Here is a 22,132-nt window from a genome sequence, read left to right on the forward strand (position 1 = left end):
CCCGGCACCTCCCACGGTGCCGGGCCCTTCCGTATCCTCCGAGGTATGGCTGCGCCTTCGCAGAAGAGTGCACAGGAGACGCCGGGAGCGGGACCGGACGTACGGATCTCCTCGACCACGGGCAAGTGGATCCTGCTCACCACCGTCCTCGGCTCCAGCATGGCGTTGCTGGACTCGACGGTCGTGAACGTGGCGCTGCCGCGCATCGGCCGCGACCTGGACGCCGGGCTCACGACCCTCCAGTGGACCGTGAACGCGTACATGCTGACGCTGGCGGGTCTGATCCTGCTGGGCGGGTCGCTCGGCGACCGCTTCGGGCGGCGCCGGATCTTCGTGCTGGGCGTGGTGTGGTTCGCGGCCGCGTCCCTGCTGTGCGGGATCGCCCCGACCGACACCGTGCTGGTCGCCGCACGCGCCCTGCAGGGGGTCGGCGGAGCGCTGCTGACCCCTGGTTCCCTGGCGCTCATCCAGGCGTCCTTCCATCCCGACGACCGGGCCCGCGCCGTCGGGCTGTGGTCGGGCTTCGGCGGTGTCGGTGCCGCCGTGGGCCCGTTCCTGGGCGGCTGGCTGGTGGACGGTCCCGGCTGGCGCTGGGTCTTCCTGCTGAACGTCCCGGTGGCGCTGCTGTGCGCCCCGATCGCGCTGCGGCACGTCCCGGAGTCGTCCGACGAGCGCGCCCATCACGGCTTCGACGTGCTCGGCGCCGCTCTCGGCGCCCTCTCGCTGGCACTGGTGACGTACGCCTTGATCGAGGCCCGCAGCGGGTCCGTGGTGGTCACCGTGACGGCGGTCGCGGGCGTGGCGGCGGGCGTGGCCTTCGTGTTCGTCGAACGGCGGCGGCCCGACCCGATGATGCCGCCCGACATCTTCGCGTCGCGCCAGTTCACGGCGGTCAACCTGGTGACCCTGTGCGTGTACGCGGCCTTCGGCGGCTTCTTCTTCCTCACCGCGCTCCAGCTCCAGGTGGTGGCGGGGTACTCGCCGCTCCAGGCCGGTACGGCGCTGCTGCCGACGACGGTCCTGATGCTGCTGTTCTCCGCCCGTTCGGGTGAACTGGCCCAGCACATCGGGCCGCGCATCCCGCTCACGGTGGGGCCGCTGCTGTGCGCGGCGGGAATGCTGCTGATGCTGCGGGTGGGCCCCGACGCGTCGTACGCGGCGGACGTGCTGCCCGCGCTGCTCGTGATGGGGGCGGGCATGGTCACCCTGGTGGCGCCGCTGACCGCCACCGTCCTCGCCTCCGTCGAGACCGGGCGCGCGGGCCTGGCCAGCGGGATCAACAACGCGGCGGCCCGCGCGGCGGGGCTGATCGCCGTGGCCGCGCTGCCGCTGCTCGCCGGGATGGGCCCGGAGGCCTACCGCGAGGCGGACGCCTTCGACGCCGCGTTCCGGCGTGCGATGCCGTTGTGCGCGGCCGTCCTGGTGGTCGGGGCGGTGCTCGCCTTCGCGACCGTGCGGCGTCCGGTGCCCGGCTGCCGGCGGCCCGAGTGCCTCACGCACGGCTGTGTCACGGCGCCGCCGCTGGAGCCCCGGCGGGTGACAGCGGCCCCTCCCGCCCCGGGGACGCCTAGGACCTCCGGCGCTGGTCCAGCTTCGTGACCGTGCCGGCCTTGTCGATCGTGTAGGCGAAGTACATCCGGCTCGCGGTCGCCGCGCCGTCGGCCTTGTCGAGGAAGACACGGACGTCGATCGGCTTGTTCACCTCGGTGTCGTAGAACGGGTGGTTCACCGAGATCTTCGCCGTCCCGGAGAGCCGTATCTCGTGCTTCGGGCCGATCGCGTGCCAGACGGGCATGTCGGTGCTCGGGCAGGACCAGGTGCCTTCCTGGACCTTCAGGTAGGCACGGTCGCCCTCGGTCCGTACGCCGGGCAGCAGCATGAGGTCGATGCCCTTCCAGCCCTTGCAGGCGGGGTCCTTCGCGGTGGCGGTCGGGGAGGGGGCGTCGGACGCGGCGGCGGAGGGGGAGGCCCCGGAGCCGGCCGAGGCGGTGGACGACGGGGACGCCGCTCCCTGTGCTTCGTCGTCCGGCTGGCAGGCGGTGGTGGCCAGCAGGGCCGCGGCGGCGAGAGCGCCCAGGGCGCCGGTCCTGCGCAGCCGGGCAGCGGTCGTCGTACGCATGTGGTCCCCCGTCGTCGTCACACGTCCCCGTGCACGCTTTGTCGTGCGCACGATCAGTTCGTGCGTGATCGCAGTGTGCCCGCGGAATCCGACGTTCCATAAGGGCAGCGGGCAACCGTTACCGATCACGGACAATGCAGCAGACTGAACCCATGACGATTCACGAGAACCTCCTCGGGGGACCGCCCCCGACCCACCTCCCCGACGACCCGGAGCCGCGCGAGCTCCTGGCGAACGGCACGCCCCCCGCCGACGTCGCCGCCAAGTACCCCACCTCCTCCCTCGCCTGGGCGCAGCTCGCCGACGAGGCGTACGAGCGGGGCAGCGTCGTCGAGTCGTACGCCTACGCCCGCACCGGCTACCACCGCGGCCTGGACGCCCTGCGCCGCAACGGCTGGAAGGGCCACGGCCCGGTGCCCTGGGAGCACGAGCCGAACCGCGGCTTCCTGCGCGCCCTGCACGGCCTCGCCCGCGCCGCCCAGGCGATCGGCGAGCAGGAGGAGTACGAGCGCTGCAGCCAGTTCCTGAAGGACTCCTCGCCGACGGCGGCCCAGACCCTGGGCTAGCCCCGGAACCCGGCCCGCGGCCGGGCGGGTGCAGGTCCGCCTGGTGTGACCAGGCGGACCTTGCGGTTTCGGGGCACGATTGTGGAGGATGCCCGGTGGGGACCGGGGCCCCCGTGTCGGTAACGGCAGGGGCGGACCGCTACCCGGAGCACATTGCAGGAGACAGCGATGTCCCATCAGGCTCAGCCCGTCGAGGCCACGGAGCCCGAGACCCCGCATCTCGACTTCCAGGGAACGACTCCGTACGAGGACTACGTCCAGGCGGACGTCCTGACCCACCTCCAGCACACCCTCTCCGACGACCCTGGAGAGATGGTCTTCCTGGTGACGACCCAGGTCATGGAGCTGTGGTTCACCGTCATCGTCCACGAGTGGGAGACCGCGGCGAACGCGCTGCGCGAGGACCGGGTGCAGGTCGCCGTCGCCGCGCTGAAGCGGTCCGTACGGGAGCTGGAGGCGCTGAACGCGTCCTGGCGCCCGCTCTCCCAGCTCACCCCCGCCCAGTTCAACGCCTACCGCTCCGCCCTCGGCGAGGGGTCCGGCTTCCAGTCCGCGATGTACCGCCGGATGGAGTTCCTGCTCGGCGAGAAGTCCGCGTCCATGCTGGTCCCGCACCGGGGTGCGCCGCGCGTCCACGCCGAGCTGGAGAAGGCCCTGCACGAGCCGAGCCTGTACGACGAGGTCCTGCGGCTGCTCGCCCGGCGCGGGCACGCCGTCCCGGCATCCGTGCTGCAGCGTGACGTCTCCCTCCGCTACGAGCCGTCGCGCGACGTCGAGGCCGTGTGGACGGCCCTGTACGCGGGCCCCGAGGACGACGAACTCGCCCGCCTCGGCGAGGCGCTGACCGACGTCGCCGAACTGGTCTGGCGCTGGCGCAACGACCATCTCGTCGCCACCCGCCGCGCGATGGGCGCGAAGGCCGGCACGGGCGGCTCCGCCGGCGTGGCCTGGCTGGAGAAGCGCGCCCAGAAGAACGTGTTCCCCGAGCTGTGGACGGCGAGGTCCCATGTCTGAGCCGCGCGGCGACGCCGTGCAGTCCGAGCCGAGCGCACGAGCCGCACAGCTGGACGCGGCCGACGAACTCGCCGGACTGCGCAAGAGGTTCGTGCTCGACGACGCGGTCTACCTCGACGGGAACTCGCTCGGCGCGCTGCCGGCCGACGTCCCCGCCCGCGTCGACGACGTCGTCCGCCGTCAGTGGGGCGAACTCCGCATCCGCTCCTGGGAGGAGAGCGGCTGGTGGACGGCGCCGGAACGCATCGGCGACCGCATCGCGCCGCTCGTCGGGGCGGCCCCGGGCCAGATCGTGGTCGGGGACTCCACGAGCGTCAACGTCTTCAAGGCCCTGGTCGGAGCCGTCCGGCTGGCGGGCGACGGCCGTGACGAGATCGTCGTCGACGCGACCACCTTCCCCACGGACGGCTACATCGCCGAGTCCGCCGCCCGCCTGACGGGCTGCGAGCTGCGCCCCGTGGAACCCGCCGAGGTGCCCGGCGCGCTGGGCCCGCGCACGGCGGCCGTCCTCCTCAACCACGTCGACTACCGAACCGGCCGGCTGCACGACCTGCCCTCCCTCACCGCCGCGATCCACGACGCGGGGGCGCTCGCGGTCTGGGACCTGTGCCACAGCGCGGGCGCCCTGCCCGTCGGCCTGGACGCCCACGGGGTGGACCTGGCCGTCGGCTGCACGTACAAGTACCTCAACGGCGGGCCCGGTTCACCGGCCTACCTGTACGTCGCCGCCGCCCACCAGGACCGTTTCGACTCGCCGCTGCCCGGCTGGAACTCCCACGCCGAACCCTTCGGCATGAGCCCGGCGTACGCCCCCGCTCCGGGCGCGCTGCGGGGCCGGGTCGGCACCCCCGACATCCTGTCGATGCTCGCCCTGGAGGCCGCGCTCGACGTGTGGGACGGCGTCTCCGTCGACTCCGTCCGCGCCAAGTCGCTGGCCCTCACGGACTTCTTCCTCGACTGCGTCGCGGAGTACGTCCCCGAGGGCCGGGTCGAGTCGCTCACCCCGCCCGCCCACGCCGACCGCGGCAGCCAGGTCGCCCTGCGCTGCGCCGACGCGGGCACCGTGATGAAGTCCCTCATCGAGCAGGGCGTGATCGGCGACTTCCGCCACCCCGACGTCCTCCGCTTCGGCTTCACCCCCCTGTACGTGGGCTTCGCCGACGTGGAGAGGGCGGCACGGGTACTGGGGCGGACGCTGGGGGCGTAGCCCGTCCGGGTCGGAGCACGTTTCAGCCCGTCGCCTGGGCGCCGGGCTCGTCGCCTTGAAGGCCGGGGAGGCAGACTTCAGCCCGTCCGGCGTTCGAGGACGAGGCCGTTCAGGCTGTTTTCCCGGCTCGGGGCGTCGGGCTCGTCGGGCTCGTCGCCTTGAGGCCGGGACGGCAGGTTTCAGCCCGTCCGGCGCTTGAGGACGAGGCCGTTCAGGCCGACCGGGGGTCTGGGCGGGGCGAAGCCCCAGGTGTACGGGTCGGGTAGGGGCGGAGGGGGCGAAAACCCCGCTCCGGCCCCCGCCCGGCGCCCCCGCCCGCCTCGACGAAGGCCCACGTCGCGAAGGACGCCCCCGGCGACCCCGCCCCAACGAAGGCCCACCTCGTGAAGGGCGGCCCCGGGACGAGGACCCACCTAGCGAAGGGCGCCCCAGGCGACCCCGCCCTGCCCCGACGGAGGGCGCCCCGGCGACCCACACAGGCCCCCGGACACCCCGGCACCCCCGCACACCCCTCACCGAGCGTGACAACCCCGTGTCGACGCACGTCACCGGCCTGATACCGTCCCCGCCAACGGCCGAATACTCCCCTGGTCCGTCAAAACCGTTTCACCCTTGAGAGGTTGGAGCATGCAGGACGACGCCGGCGCAGAGCGCGAGTCAGCCGCCCAGCGCGACGCGGCGGAAGAGGCGTCAGCCTTCTCGCACCCGCCCGTGGACCCCGACATCACCGTCACGTACGGCGACCACCCCGACCAGGTGATCGACTTCTACACCCCGCGCGAGCCCGACCCGTCGGTCCCCGCCCCCCTCGTGGTCGTCCTGCACGGCGGCGCCTGGCGAGCCCCGTACGACCGCCGCCACATCACCCCGTTCGCGGACTTCCTGGCCCGCCGCGGCTTCGCCGTGGCGAACGTCGAGTACCGGCGGGGCGCCGCGATCCCCGCGCAGGGTGGTCCGGCGGACGCGGGCCCCGGCGGACCGGGCCCGGCACAAGGCCCGGTCGCGGGCCGCTGGCCGGACACCTTCGACGACGTGGCGGCCGCACTCGACGCCCTGCCCGCACTGGCCCGCGAGGCGCTCCCGCAGGCCGACCTCCGGCGCACGGTGGTCACGGGCCACTCGGCGGGCGGCCACCTGGCGCTGTGGGCCGCCGCCCGTCACGTCCTGCCGGCCGACGCGCCCTGGCGCACCGACGGGCCGGCCCCGCTGCGCGGTGTCGTCGCACTCGCGCCGATCGCGGACTTCCAGGTCGCGGAGAAACTCGACGTCTGCGGCGGAGCCTCCCGCCAACTCCTCGGCGGAGAAGCCAAGTTCGCGGAACGGCTGCCGTATGCCGACCCGGTTCTGCTGATGCCCACCGGCATCGCCACCACCCTCGTCCAGGGGCGTACCGACATCGTCGTGCCGCAGGCGGTCGCCGAGTCGTACGCCGACGCGGCGGCCAGGGCGGGCGAGGTGGTGGGCCTGACGCTCCTGGAGGACGTCGGCCACTTCCCCCTGATCGACCCGGCCGCGGACGCGTGCGCGGTGGTGGCGGAGGAGATCGCCCAACTGGCCTGGTGACCCGGCCGCGGACGGGCCGCCCCGGCGGCCCACGCAGCGCAACTGGCGGCAGTTTTCTTACACGTGACGCAGCGTCACTTGCGCCTGCAGTCGCCCCGGTCATACCCGTAATACCTGAGAGCTACCTCCCAGATGAGCTCCCCAGCGGGACGCCGACGACACGTCACGATCCGTAACTTCCCCTTCGAGGACGCCCGATGCACGGGCACCCCGAAGGGAAGGACACCATGGGATTCCGGGCGAGGCGGAGCAGGACGGGACGATCACCGGACGCGCGTGCTCAGCCTGCCCGGCGGGGAGATCCACGCTGCCCGCTTGCCGTTCCCTCGGACGCGAAGCGGCCCTCTCACGTCCAGCCGGACGCGAAGCCGCTGATCATCGGCCCGCCGGACGCGAAGCCACCCCTCACCCTCCCGTCGGCTGCGAAGCCACCCCTCACGCACCGACGCCGATTCCGACGCCGACTCCGATTCCGACGACGCCTGCGCCGCGCCCTCCTCGCGACACTGGTGATGGGCGCCGTCGTCGTCCCCGTGTCCGCCGCCTCCCGCCCGCGGATCCCCGCCCCAGAGCCCGCGGACGTAGCACCTCTGACGCCGGCGACGCTGGACAGGGCGTACGAGGCGAACCGCGCCAACGCCGCGGAGGCGGCGCGCATGGCCGCGGGTCACGGCGATCGCAGCCGCGCCGCCGCGGACCGTGCCATGGCCGCACGCTCGCGCCACCTGCTCTCGTTCGACGGACGAGGGCCCGGGCAGGCGGTCGAGGTCTTCGGCGACCTGGCCCACGCCGACCGGGTGGCGGTCCTGGTCCCGGGCTCCGACACCACCCTGGAGACGTACGACCGCTTCCGCGCCGGAGCGCGCACTCTGCACCGCGACCTCGGCCCGCGCACGGCCGTCGTGGCCTGGCTGGGCTACGAGACCCCGGGCACGGTGAGCACGACGGTGCTGACGACGACCCGGGCCGCGGAGGCGGCACCTCGCCTGCGCGGCTTCGTCCGCGAACTGCGGGGCATCGTCGGTGAGTCGGCGCGCGTGTCCCTGCTGTGCCACTCGTACGGCACGGTGGTCTGCGGCCGCGCGGCCAGGGGCCTGGACATGGACGAGCTGGTCCTCCTCGGCAGCCCGGGCACCGGCGTCGACTCGGCGGCCCGGCTGCGCACGTCGGCACGTGTATGGGCGGCCCGGGGCGCGGACGACTGGGTCGCGCACGTCCCGCACGCGCGGGCCCATTTCTTCGGCACGACCGTCGGCTTCGGCAGGGACCCGATGAACCCGGCCTTCGGTGCCCATGTCTTCGCCGCGGGCCGCGGCGGGCACAGCGACTACTTCAAGCCGGGCTCGGTGTCCCTGGACAACCTCGCCCGCATCGTCCTCGGTGACACCTCGGAGGTGACCCGTGCGTGAGTCGACCCTGCGTGAGCCCCACGGCCGGAAGGGCACACGACCGCACGACCCCGGCGACCGCGGCACAGTGCAGGAACCCCGAGGAGCTTCGGAGAACCAGGAGACGACGGGCGTACCGCAGCTGCCAGGGACACCGAGGGCACCGCGCGCGGGGGGCAGGATCCGCCGGACACGACGGGCGGCGGCGGACGCGCTGCGGGGCGGCGTCCGCCGCATCGACGAGGCGACCCCGGTGGATCGGGACCGCGCCGTCGACGCCCTGCGGGCCCTGGCGATCCTCGGCGTCGTGCTCGGCCACTGGTTGGTGACGGCCCTCGTCGCGGACGGCGGGGCCCTGCACGCGGCGAGCCCGTTGCGGCACATGCCGTGGCTGGCCCCGATCTCCTGGGTCTTTCAGACACTCGCCGTGTTCTTCCTGGTGGGCGGACATGTGGCGACGAAGAGCCATGCGTCGGCGCGGGCGCGGGGCATGTCGTACGGGCGGTGGCTGCGGGCCCGGCTGGGACGCCTGTTCAGGCCGGTGGCCGCAGTGCTGAGCCTCTGGGCGGTGGCCACGGCGTGCCTGCTCGCCACAGGCACGGGCTACGGCACCGTCCACACCCTGGTGAAACTGGCCCTGTCGCCCCTGTGGTTCCTCGTGGTCTTCGCCGGACTGACCGCGGCGACACCCTTGTTGACGAGGATCAACCCGCTGTGGCCGCTGGCCGTCGTTCTCCACGTGGACCTCATTCGCTTCGGCCTGGGCGGCCCCTCGTGGCTCGGCTGGGTGAACGTGGCGGCCGGCTGGCTGGTGCCGTACACCTTGGGCGCGGCCTGGACACGCGGTGAACTGGACCGACGGCGGGCGGGCCTGCTGCTGTTCGCCGGTGGCGCCGCGGCGACGGCGGCCCTCGTGGCGTGGGCGGGCTATCCGGCGTCGATGGTCGGTGTGCCGGGCGCCGCGGTCTCGAACCTGAACCCGCCGACGCTCGCGGTGGTCACCTTCGGCCTGGCCCAGTGCGGCCTCGCGCTGCTGCTGCGTGAGCCGCTGCGCCGGGCGATGCGACGCCCCGCGGCCTGGGCGGTGACAGCCTTCGTCAACCTCTCCGCGATGACGATATTCCTCTGGCACCAGACGTCGATGATGGCGGTCACCGCTCTGGGGTTGCGGGCGGGGCGGCTGGCCGGCCTGCACACCGTGCCCGACGGGCTGGGCTGGGTCGTGGCCCGGCTGGCCTGGCTGCCCGTGTTCCTGCTCGCGCTGACCGTCTGCTGGTCCGCCTTCCGCGTCCACGAGCAGGGGCCGCGCCGCCGGACCGGCCGACCGTCCCGGATCGTGCGGGCCCACGGTCTCGGTCAGGGGGGAGCGAAGGGAACGCCTCATGCCTAGGGTTGATCAGGTGACGAGCGAGGAGCACCGGGCCGTGGCCGACGACCCCGCTGTGCCGTCCCCACCCCGCCTCGGGGAGCCGGCGAAGCCGTCCGGCACCGATACCGATCCTCCGGCCGGACGCACCCGGTCACGTCGCCTGCTCGGCACGGGAGTCGTCCTGCGTTCGGTCCTGGCCGACCTCGCCTCGACGGCGGCCGCCCCGCTGCCTCCGCTGTCGAGACCGAGGTGGCTGCGCCTGCTGCCGCATGTCGTGGTGTGCTGGCTCGCTTTCGGGCTCGCGTTCGCGGCGTCGGCGGAGCTGAACGAAAGCTATGGACTGGGTCTCGCGCTGAGCGCGGTGACCGGTGCCGCGCAGGGTGCGGCGATGGCCCTCGCCCTGTGGCGGCCGGTACCGGCTCTTTGGCTGTCGCTGGGCGCCACCGTGCTGGCCGCCACGGCCGCCAGGTCGCACATGGTGATGAGCTTCCCGGGCCCGCGGCCGGACTGGCCGTGGAGCGCACTGGCGATCATCACGCACGCCTTCGTGCTCTTCCTCCTCGCCCTGCGGGTGTCCGCGCGCGTCGCGGTCGGCGCGCTGTCCGTGACCGTTCTGGTGACCTACTTTCTGCAAGGGCTGGTCGGCGGCACGGTCTACCGGTCGACGGGGGTACTGGCGGTCGTCGTCTTCGCCGCGGTCGTCCTCCTCGGCACCGCGTTGCGGGGCCGCCGTGAGGCCCGTACCCAACTGGTCGAGCAGGCCTCGCTGACCGCGGAGGAACGGGCCCGGCGCACGCTCCTGGAGGAGCGCAACCGCATCGCACGCGAACTGCACGACGTGGTCGCCCACCACATGTCCGTGATCTCCATCCAGGCTCAGGTCGCGCCCCATCTCGTCGAGAACCCCACCGAGGAGCTGAAGGAGAACCTGGAGGGCATCCGGCAGAACGCGCTGGAGGCCCTGACCGAACTGCGCCGCGTCCTCGGTGTGCTGCGTTCGGAGAACCCCGAGGACCCGTACGGTCTCGGCGCGGGCACGGGCGCGGCGCCCGACTCCCCGCAGCCGACGCTGGACCGTCTCGACGACCTGGTGGAGAACACGCGTACCGCGGGACTGGTCGTGACGACGGAGATCACCGGCGAGCAGCTCCCCCTCGCGCCGGGCGTGGAGCTGTCGGCGTACCGGATCGTCCAGGAGGCGCTGAGCAACGCCCTGCGACACGCGCCCGGTTCCGCGGTCCATGTCGAGCTGTGGCACTTCCCGCGCGGTCTTCAGGTGCGTGTCGTCAACTCGCGTCCCGCACACCCCGCACCACCGTCCCCCGGTGCCGGGCACGGCCTGCTCGGCATGCGGGAGCGGGCCGCGATGCTGGGTGGCACCCTCGTGACCTCGGAGACGGCGTGCGGAGGCTTCGCGGTGGCGGCGTTCCTGCCGCGCAACGGCGTCGCCACCCCACTCGACCACTCCACCGCCCCTACGGGAGAAGAGACTTCATGACGACCGCGAGCGGCACCATTCGCGTACTGATCGCCGACGACCAGCAGATGGTCCGGCAGGGCTTCACCGTGCTGCTCAACACCCAGCCGGACATCGAGGTGGTGGGCCAGGCGGTCGACGGCCTCGACGCGATCGCCAAGGTCTGCGAACTCGCCCCCGACGTCGTCCTGATGGACATCCGCATGCCCGAGCTGGGCGGCATCGACGCCACCCGCCGTATCACCGACGACACGCCCCGGATCAAGGTGCTGGTGCTCACCACCTTCGACCTCGACGAGTACGTGTACGACGCCCTGCGCGCCGGCGCCTCCGGGTTCCTGCTCAAGGACGCCTCCGCGGATCAGCTGGCCGAGGCGGTACGCGTGGTCGCGGCGGGCGACGCGCTGCTCGCGCCGGGCATCACCCGCCGCCTCATCGCCGAGTTCTCCCGCCTGCACGCCGCACCGCGGTCCCCGCTCAAGCAGCGCGTGGGCGAGCTGACCGAGCGCGAGACCGAGGTGCTGGCCCACATCGCTCAGGGCCTGTCGAACGCGGAGATCGCCGACCGCCTGGTCGTAGCCGAACAGACCGTGAAGACCCACGTCGGCCGCATCCTCGTCAAGCTGGGCCTGCGCGACCGCACCCAGGCCGCAGTCTTCGCCTACGAATCGGGCCTGGTCCGCCCCTCGGGCTACTGACCCCGCACCCAGCCACCGACACACAACGGGAACGACACCGCCAAGCCGACCCAGCCAGGCCCGCCACACCGGACCTGTTCATCCTGCCCGTCACACCCGCCCCCCCATCCACACCCGCACCCCACTCACACCCACCCGCAGTCGCCCCCTCCCCGCAGGGGCCGGACCCCGGACGCACCCGCAGTCGCCCTCGCACGGAAGGGGCCGTGCCGGTGCATCAAATGCCCGTTGCGGACGGTGACACGACCCCACCGCACTGAACCACCGGACCACACGACGGCTGCAACGGGCGGATCACCGGCACGGACCCGACCCACCCACCGGACAGACGGCGCAACCCACCCACCGGACCGAAGGCGACCCACCCACCGCACCGGAGGTGGCGAATCGGCCCGGAGGCGAAACGGCCCTCGCCGTGCACCGGCAGTCGCTCGACAGCACCTGCCGTGCCCGCCGACAGGCTCCCGACAGCACCTGCCGTGCCCGTCGACGGCCCGCCCCACCGGCCCCGAGTCCCCCGTCCCCGGCCCACCGACTACCCGTAGTACCTGAGACGGACCCACAAGGACCCTCCTCACAGGGGACGACCACCCACCCCCCACGGTCCTACCGTTTTCAACGTGACCGAGACGACCCAGACGCAGATGACGCCGCCGGGCAGGGCCAAGCCCCGCAGCCCGGAGTTCAGGCTGGCCGCGGACGCCCTGCGCGGGCTGCGCCAGGACTTGTTCCACGACGCCTTCGCCTACCGCCCGCTCCCGCGCATGCGAGTGGACGGCCCCGTCACCCGCCGCCTGCCCCAGGGGATACGCCAGTACGCGGTCTGGACACCGCACGCGGCAGTGGCGGCGATCGGCCTGGTGGCGATGGTCGCGGCCACCGCCGAAGGCGACGGCCGCGGCGGAATCGGCCTCCCGATCTGCGCCCTCCTCGCCCTGCTCCCGGTCCTGGCCACACTGATCCGCCCCGTGGGCGCCTTCTGGTTCTCCTTCGCGGCAACCCCCGTGGTCGCTGTGTTCAGCGACACCTGGAGCGACTGGCCGTGGCTGCCGGGCGCCTTCGTCACCCACCTGACGGTGCTGACGGTCGTGGCCCTGCGCTCCCGCCCCCGCACCGCCGCATGGATGTGGCTGCTGACCGCCGCGTACGGACTGACCGCGGAGACCCTGTTCGGCGCGGGCCACTTCAGCGACAACACCGTGCCGCTGCTGTTCGTCTCGGCCCTGGCCCTCCTGGTCGTCACGGTCGTGCACATACGGCGCACGGCGGAGCAGGAGGTGACCGCCCAGCAGTCCGAGACGGCACAGGAGCGTTCCAAGCGTGCGCTGCTGGAGGAGCGCACGACGATCGCCCGGGAGTTGCACGACGTCGTGGCCCACCACATGTCGGTGGTCGCCATCCAGGCGGAGGCCGCCCCGTACCGCGTGGAGAACGCCCCGCCGGAGCTGGAGCAGGCCTTCCGCACCATCCGGGAGAACGCGGTGGCGGCGCTCACCGAACTGCGCCGCGTACTGGGCGTGGTCCGCGCCGAGGACTACGAGGCCCCGGACGCCCCGCAGCCCACGCTCGCCGACCTGGACGCCCTCCTGGCGAATGTGCGGGAGGCGGGCCTGACGGTGGACAAGGTGGTCACGGGCGCGGTGCGCGAGCTCCCGCAGGGCGTCGAGCTGTCGGCGTACCGAATAGTCCAGGAGGCCTTGAGCAACGCGCTGCGGCACGCGCCGGGCGCCGTCGCCCGAGTGGAGATCGGCTACGTCCTCGGCGGGCTGGGCCTGCGTATAGTCAACGGCCCCGCACCGGCGACGAGTCTGGAGAAGTCCACGCACGGCGCGGGACACGGCATCACCGGCATGCGCGAGCGGGTCACGATGCTGGACGGCGAGATGACGGCGGGCGGCACGGACGACGGGGGCTATGAGGTCACGGTGTTCCTGCCGGTGCCGGCCGCGGAGGAGGAGACCGGATGACGGACGGCCCCATCCGGGTCCTGATAGCGGACGACCAGATGATGGTCCGTGAGGGCTTCTCCGTCCTGCTGGGCGCGATGCCGGACATCGAGGTGGTCGGCGAGGCGGTCAACGGCAGGGAGGCGGTGGAGCGGGTCCGTGACCTGGCGCCGGACGTCGTGCTGATGGACGTCCGTATGCCGGAGATGAACGGGCTGGAGGCGACCCGGGAGATCGTCGCCGCGGACAGTTCCGCGAAGGTGCTGGTCCTGACGACGTTCGACCTCGACGAGTACGTGTACCAGGCGCTGCGCGCGGGGGCCTCCGGCTTCCTGCTGAAGGACGCCTCGGCACGCCAGCTCGCCGACGGCGTGAGGGTGGTGGCGTCGGGGGAGGCGTTGCTGGCCCCGTCCGTCACGAAGCGGCTGATCACCGAGTTCTCCCGGCTCGCGGACGCGCCCCGGCTTCCGGCCACGGCGCACGCGGCGTACGGGGACCTGACCGAGCGGGAGACGGAGGTGCTGGTCCTCATCGCGCAGGGCCTGTCGAACTCGGAGATCGCGGAGCGTCTCGTGGTCGCCGAGTCCACGATCAAGACCCATGTGAGCCGCATCCTGGTGAAGCTCGGGCTGCGCGACCGCACCCAGGCGGCGGTGTTCGCGTACGAGGCCAGGCTGGTCACCCCCAGGTGACCCGCCCGCGGAACCGCCCCGCCTCCACCGAGCCGCGCGGTCGCCCACAAACCTGAGCGCCCCCGAAGCCGCCCCGCCCACCGCGAAGCCGCCCTGCCCCAAGGTCCCCCCGAGCCAAGACCCCCCTGTTCAGAGCGCTCGTGCCGGGCTAGCGTCCGTTCATGGCAGCTTTGGAGATTCCGCAGTCCTTCGACCCGTGGGACCAGGCGTTCGTGGCGGACCCGTACCCGGCGTACGAGGAGTTGCGGGCGCGCGGCCGGGTGCACTACTACGAGCCCACCGACCAGTGGCTGGTGCCGCACCACGCGGACGTGTCGGCGTTGCTGCGGGACCGCCGGCTGGGCCGGACGTATCAGCACCGGTTCACGCACGAGGACTTCGGGCGGACGGCGCCGTCGCCGGAGCACGAGCCGTTCCACGTGCTGAACGACCACGGGATGCTGGATCTGGAGCCCCCGGACCACACGCGTATCCGGCGGCTGGTGTCGAAGGCGTTCACGCCGCGCACGGTGGAGCGACTGAAGCCGTATGTGGAGCGGCTGGCGGGTGAGCTGGTCGAGCGGCTGGTGGCGGCGGGCGGCGGCGATCTGCTGTCCGATGTCGCCGAGCCCCTGCCGGTGGCGGTGATCGCGGAGATGCTGGGCATCCCGGAGTCGGACCGGGCACCGTTGCGGCCCTGGTCGGCGGACATCTGCGGGATGTACGAGCTGAACCCGTCCGAGGAGACGGCGGCGAAGGCGGTGCGCGCGTCGGTCGAGTTCACCGAGTACCTGACGGAGCTGATCGAGGCGCGCCGCAAGGAGCCGGGGGACGATCTGATCTCGGGTCTCATCGCGGCCCATGAGGAGGGTGACCGGCTCACCGAGCAGGAGATGATCTCGACCTGCGTGCTGCTGCTGAACGCGGGGCACGAGGCGACGGTCAACGCCACGGTGAACGGCTGGTGGGCCCTGTTCCGCAACCCGGACCAGCTGGCGGCGCTGCGCGCGGACCACGGTTTGATCCCCCGGGCGGTGGAGGAGCTGATGCGTTACGACACTCCGCTGCAGCTCTTCGAGCGCTGGGTGCTCGACGAGATCGAGATCGACGGTACGACGATCCCCCGCGGGGCGGAGATCGCGATGCTCTTCGGCTCGGCGAACCACGACCCGGCGGTCTTCGCGGCGCCGGGCGATCTGGACCTGACCCGTGCGGACAACCCGCACATCTCGTTCAGCGCCGGTATCCACTACTGCATCGGTGCGCCGTTGGCCCGTATCGAACTGGCGGCGTCGATGGGTGCGTTGCTGGCGAAGGCGCCGACGCTGGACCTTGCCGAGGAGCCGTCGCGGAAGCCGAATTTCGTGATCAGAGGGCTGGAGTCCTTGAGGGTGCGGGTCTGACCCCACCGCCTGCCGTCGCCCCGCGCGCCTGCCCGGACACACCCGTGCAGGCGCTCAGGGACGCGAGGACTCAGCGGCGGCTCAGGTGCTCAGGTCGCGCCGGCGCAGACCGGCAAGGCCTGTCGTCGTGGCCGCGGCGGCGATCGCGGTGAGGACGAGCAGCGGTGTCCAGGCCATGTCGCCGCCGGGCAGCTTGGGGAGATGTCCGAAGGGGGAGAGGTCCATGACGGTCTGTGGGACGTTCAGGGCGGGGCCGACCCAGCCGAGCAGGAGCGCGAGCCCGGCGGCACCCCAGGCCCCGGGGGCCAGTAGGGGAGAGAGGCCGTACAGGAGGGTGGCGAGTCCGCCGAGGGTCCAGATCGCGGGGAGCTGGACGAGGCAGGCGCCGAGGATGGGGCCGAGTTCGGCTCCGTAGCCGAGGCCGAGTCCGAGGCCGCCCAGCAGCATGATGAGGACGCTGCCGCCGAAGGCGATGGTGAGGTGGCCGAGCGCCCAGCGCAGGCGGCCGACCGCGTTCGCCAGCACCGGTTCGGCGCGCTGCGAGGTCTCTTCGCCGTGCAGTCGCAGTACGGAGGAGACGATGTAGAGGGCGGCGACCATGCCCAGCATGTCGACCATCGTGGCGAGGAAGGCGTCCGTGATCCCGCTCTGTCCGCCCATCCGCTCGATGATCTCGCGGGTCTTGTCGTTGTCGCCGACGAGGTCGGAGGCTCCCTTGGTGATCCCGCCGAAGGCGGCTCCGGCGGCGAGGAATCCCAGGCTCCAGCCGAGCAGGGCGCCGCGCTGCAGGCGCAGGGCGAGTGCGCCGGCCGTGCGGAGGCGTCCCGTGGCGGGGCCGGGCCGGGTGGGCAGGAAGCTCATGCCGATGTCGCGGCGTCCGGCGAGTTCGTAGGCGACGGCGCCCTGTGCGAGGGCCGCGGCGGCGAACAGCAGGAGGACCCACCAGCGTTCGTCGGCGAAGGAGCGCAGTTCCTCCAGCCAGCCGACGGGTGAGATCCAGGTGAGTACGGACGAGCCGTCGGCGGTCGCGGAGTCCCCGGCGGCCTTGAGGACGAAGGCGGCGCCGAGCAGCCCGCCGGTGAGCCCTTTCGCGAGCCGTGCGCTCTCGGTCAGCTGGGCGACGATCGCCGCCATGGTGGCGAAGACCATGCCGACCCCGGCGACGGCGAGCCCGAGCGCCACTGCTCCGGGCCCGCCCTGTCCGGCGAGACCGCCGGCGATCAGCAGGGCGAGGGCGCCGTTGGCGACGAGGGCCGCGAGCAGCGCGGCGGTGAGCGGGGCGCGCCGTCCGACCATGGCGGACGAGATGAGTTCCTGGCGTCCGGTCTCCTCCTCGTCGCGGGTGTGCCGGACGACGACGAGCAGGCTCATGATCGCGGCGAACACTCCGGCGTAGCCGCCGATGCGCCAGGCGGTGAGTCCGCCGAGGGTGTCGCTGAACACCGGTCCGTAGGTGGCGCGCAGGGAGCTGTTGGTCAGCATCTGCCGTGCCACGTCGGCGCGTTCGGCAGGGGTGCTGTAGATCGACTTGAGGGAGTTCGGCATGGAGACGACGAGCAGGCCGATCACGCCGACCCACAGGGGCATCATCAGACGGTCGCGGCGCAGCGCGAACCTCAGCAGGGTCGAGGTGCCCGCGAGTTGACGGGAACCGCCGGGCCGGGTGGCGAAGCGTGCGGTGGCGGTGGTCATCGGGTGACCGCCTTCGCGGGCGTCGGCGTGGGGGCGGTCTCGGTCGCGTCGTCCTGGTAGTGCCTCAGGAAGAGTTCTTCCAGGGTGGGAGGTGTCGAGGTCAGCGAGCGCACGCCCGAGGCGGTCAGGGACCGCAGTACGGCGTCGAGCTTGTCGGTGTCGACCTGGAGTTTGACGCGCAGGCCCTGGACGTCGAGGTCGTGGACGCCGGGCAGGTGAGCGAGGCCGTCGGGCGGGCCGGCGAGTTCGGCGGTGACGCTGGTCCGGGTGAGGTGGCGCAGGTCGGCCAGGGAGCCGGTCTCGACGGTGACGCCCTTGCGGATGATGCTCACCCGGTCGCAGAGTTCCTCGACCTCGCTGAGGATGTGGGACGACAGCAGGACGGTGCGGCCGCGGGCGCGTTCCTCCTCGACGCAGCCCTGGAAGACCTCTTCCATCAGCGGGTCGAGGCCGGAGGTGGGCTCGTCGAGGATCAGCAGGTCGACGTCCGAGGCGAAGGCGGCGACGAGGGCGACCTTCTGGCGGTTTCCCTTGGAGTAGGTGCGCCCCTTCTTGGTCGGGTCGAGCTCGAAGCGCTCGATCAGGTCGGCGCGCCGGGCCGGGTCCAGGCCGCCGCGCAGCCGCCCGTACAGGTCGATGACCTCGCCGCCGGACAGGTTCCGCCACAGAGTCACGTCACCGGGGACGTAGGCGACGTGCCGGTGGAGTTCCACCGCGTCGGCCCACGGGTCGCGGCCCAGCAGCTGTGCGGCGCCCGAGTCGGCGCGGAGCAGGCCGAGCAGGACGCGGATGGTGGTGGACTTCCCGGCGCCGTTCGGGCCGAGGAAACCGTGCACCTCGCCGGCCTCGACCTCCAGGTCGAGGCCGGCCAGGGCGTGGGTGCTGCCGAACGACTTGTGCAGTCCGGAGACGGTGATTGCCTTCGTCATGATTCAGAACGTACGCTTCTTTCAGAAATTTGTGAAGTTAAGGAAGAGTAGAAATGCCGGATACACTGAGTGGTGGTGCCGCGGCCGGCGGGGACGAGCAGGGGAGATGATCCGGGATGACCGAACCCATGGCGGGCCGGCGGGACGCGGGGGTGGTCTCCGAGTTCGTCGAGAGCTTCGCGGCGCAGCTCGTCGAGGCCGGCATGCAGCGGATGCCCGCCCGTGTCTTCGCGGCCCTGCTCTCCTCCGACACCGGCGCCCTGACCTCCGCCGAACTCGGCGAACAGTTGCAGATCAGCCCGGCCGCGGTCTCGGGTGCCGTGCGCTATCTCGCCCAGCAGCACATGGTCTCGCGTGAGCGTGAGCCCGGCTCGCGGCGGGAGCGCTACCGCGTGCACAGCGACCAGTGGTACGAGGCGATCACCAACCGGGAGGCGGTCCTCAAGCGCTGGCAGTACGCCCTGCGCGACGGTGTCGACCGGCTCGGTCCCGAGACTCCGGCGGGCCGGCGGATCGCCGAGACGCTGGCGTTCTTCGACTTCATCGACGGCGAGATCTCTCAGATGATGGACCGCTGGCGCGCCCACCGGGAAAAGCACTTCGGCAACGGCTGAAGCCCCACGAGCCCGCCCGCGCGAAAGGGCCCACGGGTACCCGCGTCATCCCCACGCGGTGGGGGCCGGTGGCGACGGGCGGTTTCCCCGCGCACCTGCCCCAGGGCTGACCCCGGCTTCTTTCGCCCCCTCCGCCCCTACCCGACCCGAACCCCCGGGGGCTCCGCCCCCGGCCCCCCCTGATCGGCCTGGACGGCCTCGTCCTCAAGCGCCGGACGGGCTGAGGCGCTGCCCCCCAGCCCCGACACCGACGACCCCGGAGCCAGCGGAAATCGGCCTGGACGGCCTCGTCCTCAAACGCCGGACGGGCTGGAAGGTGGCTCCCTGCCCTCAAGCGGACGGGACGCAGCGAGGCGGGACGGAGCAAGTCGGAGCAGGGCGAGTCGGAGCGAGGCGGGGCGGGACGGGACGGAGCGAGAGCTACCGGAGGGTGGACCCCAGCCCCACTCGCACCCGCAGTCGCCCTCTCACCGAAGGGGCCGTGCCGGTGCATCAAATGCCCGTTGCGGACGGTGACACGACCCCACCGCACTGAACCACCGGACCACACGACGGCTGCAACGGGCGGATCACCGGCACGGACCCGACCCACCCACCGGACAGACGGCGCGACCCACCCACCGGACCGGCACCGACCCACCGGACCGGAGGCGACCCACCCACCGGACCACAGGCGAGGCCCCCCACCGCACCAGAGGTGAGGCCCCCCACCGCACCAGAGGCGAGGCCCCCCACCGCACCAGAGGCGAGGCAAACCCACCGGACCGGCGGCGACCCACCGGCAGACGCCCCGACTTCTACGGGAACCCCAGCGGCAGGGTCAGCCCCCACGCCTCCTCCCGGACGGTCCACGTCCGCGTCCGTACGGGCCCGGACACCACCGCGTCCGCCCGGTACCGGAAGTCCGCCCCCGACACGGTGACCCGCCGCCCGAACGCGCGCAGCGGGACGACGGCGGCCCCGTCCGTGGCGGGCCGTACCTCCACCTCCGCACCGCCGGTCCCCCCGGGCGTCACCGACACCGTCTCCACCGGCTGGTCCAGATCGACGACCGTCACCCCGTCGACCTCGACCCGGAGCCGGGTCGCCCCGGGCCCGGGCATCGCCGCGGTGCGTGCGGGCCGCGAGGCGAGCGTGCGGACCAGCGACTGGCAGGTGCGCAGCCAGGCGTGGGCGGCCGCTTCGGGGGCGACGTCCGGCGCCGTGGGAACCGGGGCGGGCGCGGACGGGATGCGCAGCGTGCCGAGGACGACGCCGTCGCTGTCGTCCACGAGCAGGTCGAGCCGCCGTTCGGACCCGTCGAGCACGGCTCGCGCCGCGGCCACCGCCCCGGTGGGCACGCCGAGGGACCGCGCGAGCGACAGCACCCCGCCGACGGGCACCATCGACAGCGCGCACACCCCCAGCTCCCGCCGCCGGTACAAAAGGGACACCGCGCGCATCAGGGCACGGTCGTCGCCGACCACCACGGGCCGCCGCGTGCCCCTGCGGGCCAGTGCGCGGGCGAATTCCTCGGGCCCGTCCGGCAGGCACACCTTCGTCGCCGCACCCGCGCTGAGCACGTCTTTCGCGATCCGTACAGACTCGCCGTCCGTCCGACGGGCGACCGGGTCGATGACCACCAGGAGCTGGTCGGAAGCCGCCACCTCGGTCATGCCTCGCTTCCTCGGGTAGCATCTTTGTGCAAGAGCCCCTTGCGCTATTGCGCCAGGGGCTTCGTCTATTCCGGGGCATCCGGTCCGACGGTCGCGGCCAAAGGAGGTCGCCGGCGTACGCAGCCGTACCGAAAAGCAGCCGCGTACGTCCCCGACCTTGGACATGCCCCGCCCGGAAGGGGTGTACGCCTGTGCCCGCACTTGTGCTGCTCGGTGCTCAGTGGGGTGACGAAGGCAAGGGAAAGGCCACCGACCTGCTCGGTGGATCTGTGGACTATGTGGTGCGCTACCAGGGCGGCAACAACGCCGGCCACACGGTGGTCGTGGGCGATCAGAAGTACGCCCTGCACCTCCTCCCTTCCGGGATCCTCACGCCGGAGTGCACGCCGGTGATCGGAAACGGAGTCGTCGTCGACCCGTCGGTCCTGTTCTCCGAGCTGAACGGACTGAACGAGCGCGGCGTCGACACGTCCAAGCTTCTGATCAGCGGAAACGCCCACATCATCACGCCGTACAACGTCACCGTCGACAAGGTGACGGAGCGCTTCCTCGGGAAGCGGAAGATCGGTACGACGGGGCGTGGCATCGGGCCGACGTACGCGGACAAGATCAACCGTGTCGGTATCCGCATCCAGGACCTGTACGACGAGTCGATCCTGACGCAGAAGGTCGAAGCGGCTCTCGAGGTCAAGAACCAGCTGCTCACCAAGCTGTACAACCGTCGCGCCATCGAGGCGGGCCAGGTCGTCGAGGAGCTGCTGGGCTACGCGGACCGGCTGAAGCCGTACGTCGCGGACACCGTCCTGATCCTCAACGAGGCTCTGGAGCAGGACAAGGTCGTGCTCTTCGAGGGCGGCCAGGGCACGCTGCTGGACATCGACCACGGCACGTATCCGTTCGTGACGTCGTCCAACCCGACGGCGGGCGGCGCCTGCACGGGCACGGGCGTGGGTCCGACGAAGATCAGCCGGGTCATCGGCATCCTCAAGGCGTACACCACCCGCGTCGGTTCGGGCCCGTTCCCGACCGAGCTGTTCGACGAGGACGGCGAGGCGCTGCGTCGCATCGGCGGCGAGCGCGGTGTGACGACCGGCCGTGACCGGCGCTGCGGCTGGTTCGACGCGGTCATCGCCCGCTACGCGACGCGCGTGAACGGCCTGACCGACTTCTTCCTCACCAAGCTGGACGTGCTGACCGGCTGGGAGGAGATCCCGGTCTGCGTGGCGTACGAGATCGACGGCAAGCGCGTCGAGGAACTGCCGTACTCCCAGACGGACTTCCACCACGCGAAGCCGGTCTACGAGACCCTTCCGGGCTGGTCCGAGGACATCACGAAGGCCAAGACGTTCGCGGATCTGCCGAAGAACGCGCAGGCGTACGTGAAGGCGCTCGAGGAGATGTCCGGCGCGCCGATCTCCGCGATCGGTGTCGGTCCGGGCCGCGACGAGACCATCGAGATCAACTCGTTCATCTCGTAAGGCCCCTGGGCCCTTCACGGGTCCGTACGGCGTTCGCACGCGCCCCCGGTCGGCTTCGGCCCGCCGGGGGCGCGTCGCGTCTCCGCCGAAAGACGGTGCCCCCTGCCACTGTCCCCCTGCTGCGGTCACCGCCCCCGCCACCGACCGCACCCCGCCACCGACCGCAGCCCGCCACCGACCGCACCCCGCCACCGACCGCAGCCCGCCACCGACCGCACCCCGCCACCGACCGCGCCCTGCCGCCCCCTTCCTTCACCGACGGCACCTTGCCGCTGCCGCCCCCTTCCTTCACCGACGGCGCCTCGCCACCGCCGCCCCGAGCGCGGCGTAATTGCGCCGACCT

General features: G+C 72.4%; 18 protein-coding genes. 14 read left to right on the forward strand and 4 right to left on the reverse strand.

What is annotated here, in order from left to right; genetic code table 11:
- The first annotated feature begins 45 nt into the window (after nucleotides 1-45).
- On the forward strand, nucleotides 46-1,599 hold the full coding sequence (locus ACSYGO_RS25255) for an MFS transporter (protein WP_426681809.1): 1,554 nt from the start codon (nucleotides 46-48) through the stop codon (nucleotides 1,597-1,599).
- Here the strand turns inward: ACSYGO_RS25255 and ACSYGO_RS25260 are convergent.
- Nucleotides 1,568-2,119 (reverse strand): hypothetical protein, encoded by a 552-nt coding sequence (locus tag ACSYGO_RS25260; RefSeq protein ID WP_460387720.1) that lies wholly within the window; start codon nucleotides 2,117-2,119, stop codon nucleotides 1,568-1,570. The genes ACSYGO_RS25255 and ACSYGO_RS25260 overlap by 32 nt on opposite strands.
- A 152-nt stretch (nucleotides 2,120-2,271) precedes the next feature.
- Between ACSYGO_RS25260 and ACSYGO_RS25265 the strand changes: the two genes are divergently transcribed.
- From ACSYGO_RS25265 to ACSYGO_RS25315, 11 genes are all read left to right on the forward strand, one after another.
- The gene (locus ACSYGO_RS25265) at nucleotides 2,272-2,685 is read left to right on the forward strand and encodes a DUF3151 domain-containing protein (protein ID WP_095935612.1); all 414 of its coding nucleotides are present in this window, start codon (nucleotides 2,272-2,274) and stop codon (nucleotides 2,683-2,685) included.
- 168 nt (nucleotides 2,686-2,853) lie between these two features.
- Nucleotides 2,854-3,699, forward strand: coding sequence for a tryptophan 2,3-dioxygenase family protein (locus tag ACSYGO_RS25270; RefSeq protein ID WP_460387722.1), 846 nt, complete (start codon nucleotides 2,854-2,856; stop codon nucleotides 3,697-3,699).
- The gene (gene kynU, locus ACSYGO_RS25275) at nucleotides 3,692-4,906 is read left to right on the forward strand and encodes a kynureninase (RefSeq protein WP_426681811.1); all 1,215 of its coding nucleotides are present in this window, start codon (nucleotides 3,692-3,694) and stop codon (nucleotides 4,904-4,906) included. Before ACSYGO_RS25270 ends, kynU begins: the two co-directional genes overlap by 8 nt.
- 627 nt (nucleotides 4,907-5,533) lie before the next feature.
- Nucleotides 5,534-6,469 (forward strand): alpha/beta hydrolase, encoded by a 936-nt coding sequence (locus ACSYGO_RS25280; RefSeq protein WP_426681812.1) that lies wholly within the window; start codon nucleotides 5,534-5,536, stop codon nucleotides 6,467-6,469.
- A gap of 512 nt (nucleotides 6,470-6,981) precedes the next feature.
- Nucleotides 6,982-7,878, forward strand: a complete 897-nt coding sequence (locus ACSYGO_RS25285; protein ID WP_460387725.1) for an alpha/beta hydrolase — start codon at nucleotides 6,982-6,984, stop codon at nucleotides 7,876-7,878.
- A gap of 160 nt (nucleotides 7,879-8,038) precedes the next feature.
- Nucleotides 8,039-9,247: an acyltransferase family protein gene (locus ACSYGO_RS25290; protein ID WP_460389760.1), complete on the forward strand. Its 1,209-nt coding sequence runs from the start codon at nucleotides 8,039-8,041 to the stop codon at nucleotides 9,245-9,247.
- Nucleotides 9,240-10,724, forward strand: a complete 1,485-nt coding sequence (locus tag ACSYGO_RS25295; RefSeq protein ID WP_432176706.1) for a sensor histidine kinase — start codon at nucleotides 9,240-9,242, stop codon at nucleotides 10,722-10,724. Before ACSYGO_RS25290 ends, ACSYGO_RS25295 begins: the two co-directional genes overlap by 8 nt.
- Nucleotides 10,721-11,401 (forward strand): response regulator, encoded by a 681-nt coding sequence (locus tag ACSYGO_RS25300; RefSeq protein WP_432189524.1) that lies wholly within the window; start codon nucleotides 10,721-10,723, stop codon nucleotides 11,399-11,401. The genes ACSYGO_RS25295 and ACSYGO_RS25300 overlap by 4 nt, the downstream gene beginning before the upstream one ends.
- Before the next feature lie 620 nt (nucleotides 11,402-12,021).
- Nucleotides 12,022-13,368 carry a sensor histidine kinase gene (locus ACSYGO_RS25305; RefSeq protein ID WP_426681815.1) on the forward strand — a complete coding sequence of 449 codons (1,347 nt, stop codon included), beginning with the start codon at nucleotides 12,022-12,024 and terminating at the stop codon, nucleotides 13,366-13,368.
- A complete protein-coding gene (locus ACSYGO_RS25310; RefSeq protein WP_426681816.1) occupies nucleotides 13,365-14,039 on the forward strand; it encodes a response regulator in 675 nt (224 codons plus the stop codon). Before ACSYGO_RS25305 ends, ACSYGO_RS25310 begins: the two co-directional genes overlap by 4 nt.
- Before the next feature lie 161 nt (nucleotides 14,040-14,200).
- A complete protein-coding gene (locus ACSYGO_RS25315) occupies nucleotides 14,201-15,421 on the forward strand; it encodes a cytochrome P450 (RefSeq protein WP_460387728.1) in 1,221 nt (406 codons plus the stop codon).
- Nucleotides 15,422-15,502: 81 nt separating this feature from the next.
- Here the strand turns inward: ACSYGO_RS25315 and ACSYGO_RS25320 are convergent, their stop codons facing one another.
- Both ACSYGO_RS25320 and ACSYGO_RS25325 read right to left on the reverse strand, forming a co-directional pair.
- Nucleotides 15,503-17,113: an ABC transporter permease gene (locus ACSYGO_RS25320; RefSeq protein ID WP_460387730.1), complete on the reverse strand. Its 1,611-nt coding sequence runs from the start codon at nucleotides 17,111-17,113 to the stop codon at nucleotides 15,503-15,505.
- Nucleotides 17,110-18,042: an ABC transporter ATP-binding protein gene (locus ACSYGO_RS25325; protein WP_460387732.1), complete on the reverse strand. Its 933-nt coding sequence runs from the start codon at nucleotides 18,040-18,042 to the stop codon at nucleotides 17,110-17,112. The genes ACSYGO_RS25320 and ACSYGO_RS25325 overlap by 4 nt, the downstream gene beginning before the upstream one ends.
- A 116-nt stretch (nucleotides 18,043-18,158) precedes the next feature.
- Here ACSYGO_RS25325 and ACSYGO_RS25330 point away from each other — a divergent pair, with 116 nt between their 5' ends.
- Complete coding sequence (locus ACSYGO_RS25330; RefSeq protein ID WP_460387734.1) at nucleotides 18,159-18,656, forward strand: GbsR/MarR family transcriptional regulator; 498 nt, start codon at nucleotides 18,159-18,161, stop codon at nucleotides 18,654-18,656.
- Between the two features lie 797 nt (nucleotides 18,657-19,453).
- Here ACSYGO_RS25330 and ACSYGO_RS25335 read toward each other — a convergent pair.
- Nucleotides 19,454-20,311 (reverse strand): diacylglycerol kinase family protein, encoded by an 858-nt coding sequence (locus ACSYGO_RS25335; RefSeq protein WP_426681820.1) that lies wholly within the window; start codon nucleotides 20,309-20,311, stop codon nucleotides 19,454-19,456.
- Nucleotides 20,312-20,502: 191 nt separating this feature from the next.
- Here ACSYGO_RS25335 and ACSYGO_RS25340 point away from each other — a divergent pair, with 191 nt between their 5' ends.
- Entirely contained in the window at nucleotides 20,503-21,789 is a 1,287-nt protein-coding gene (locus ACSYGO_RS25340; RefSeq protein ID WP_426681821.1) for an adenylosuccinate synthase, read from the forward strand.
- Nucleotides 21,790-22,132: the final 343 nt, after the last annotated feature.

The organism is Streptomyces krungchingensis (assembly GCF_054729265.1).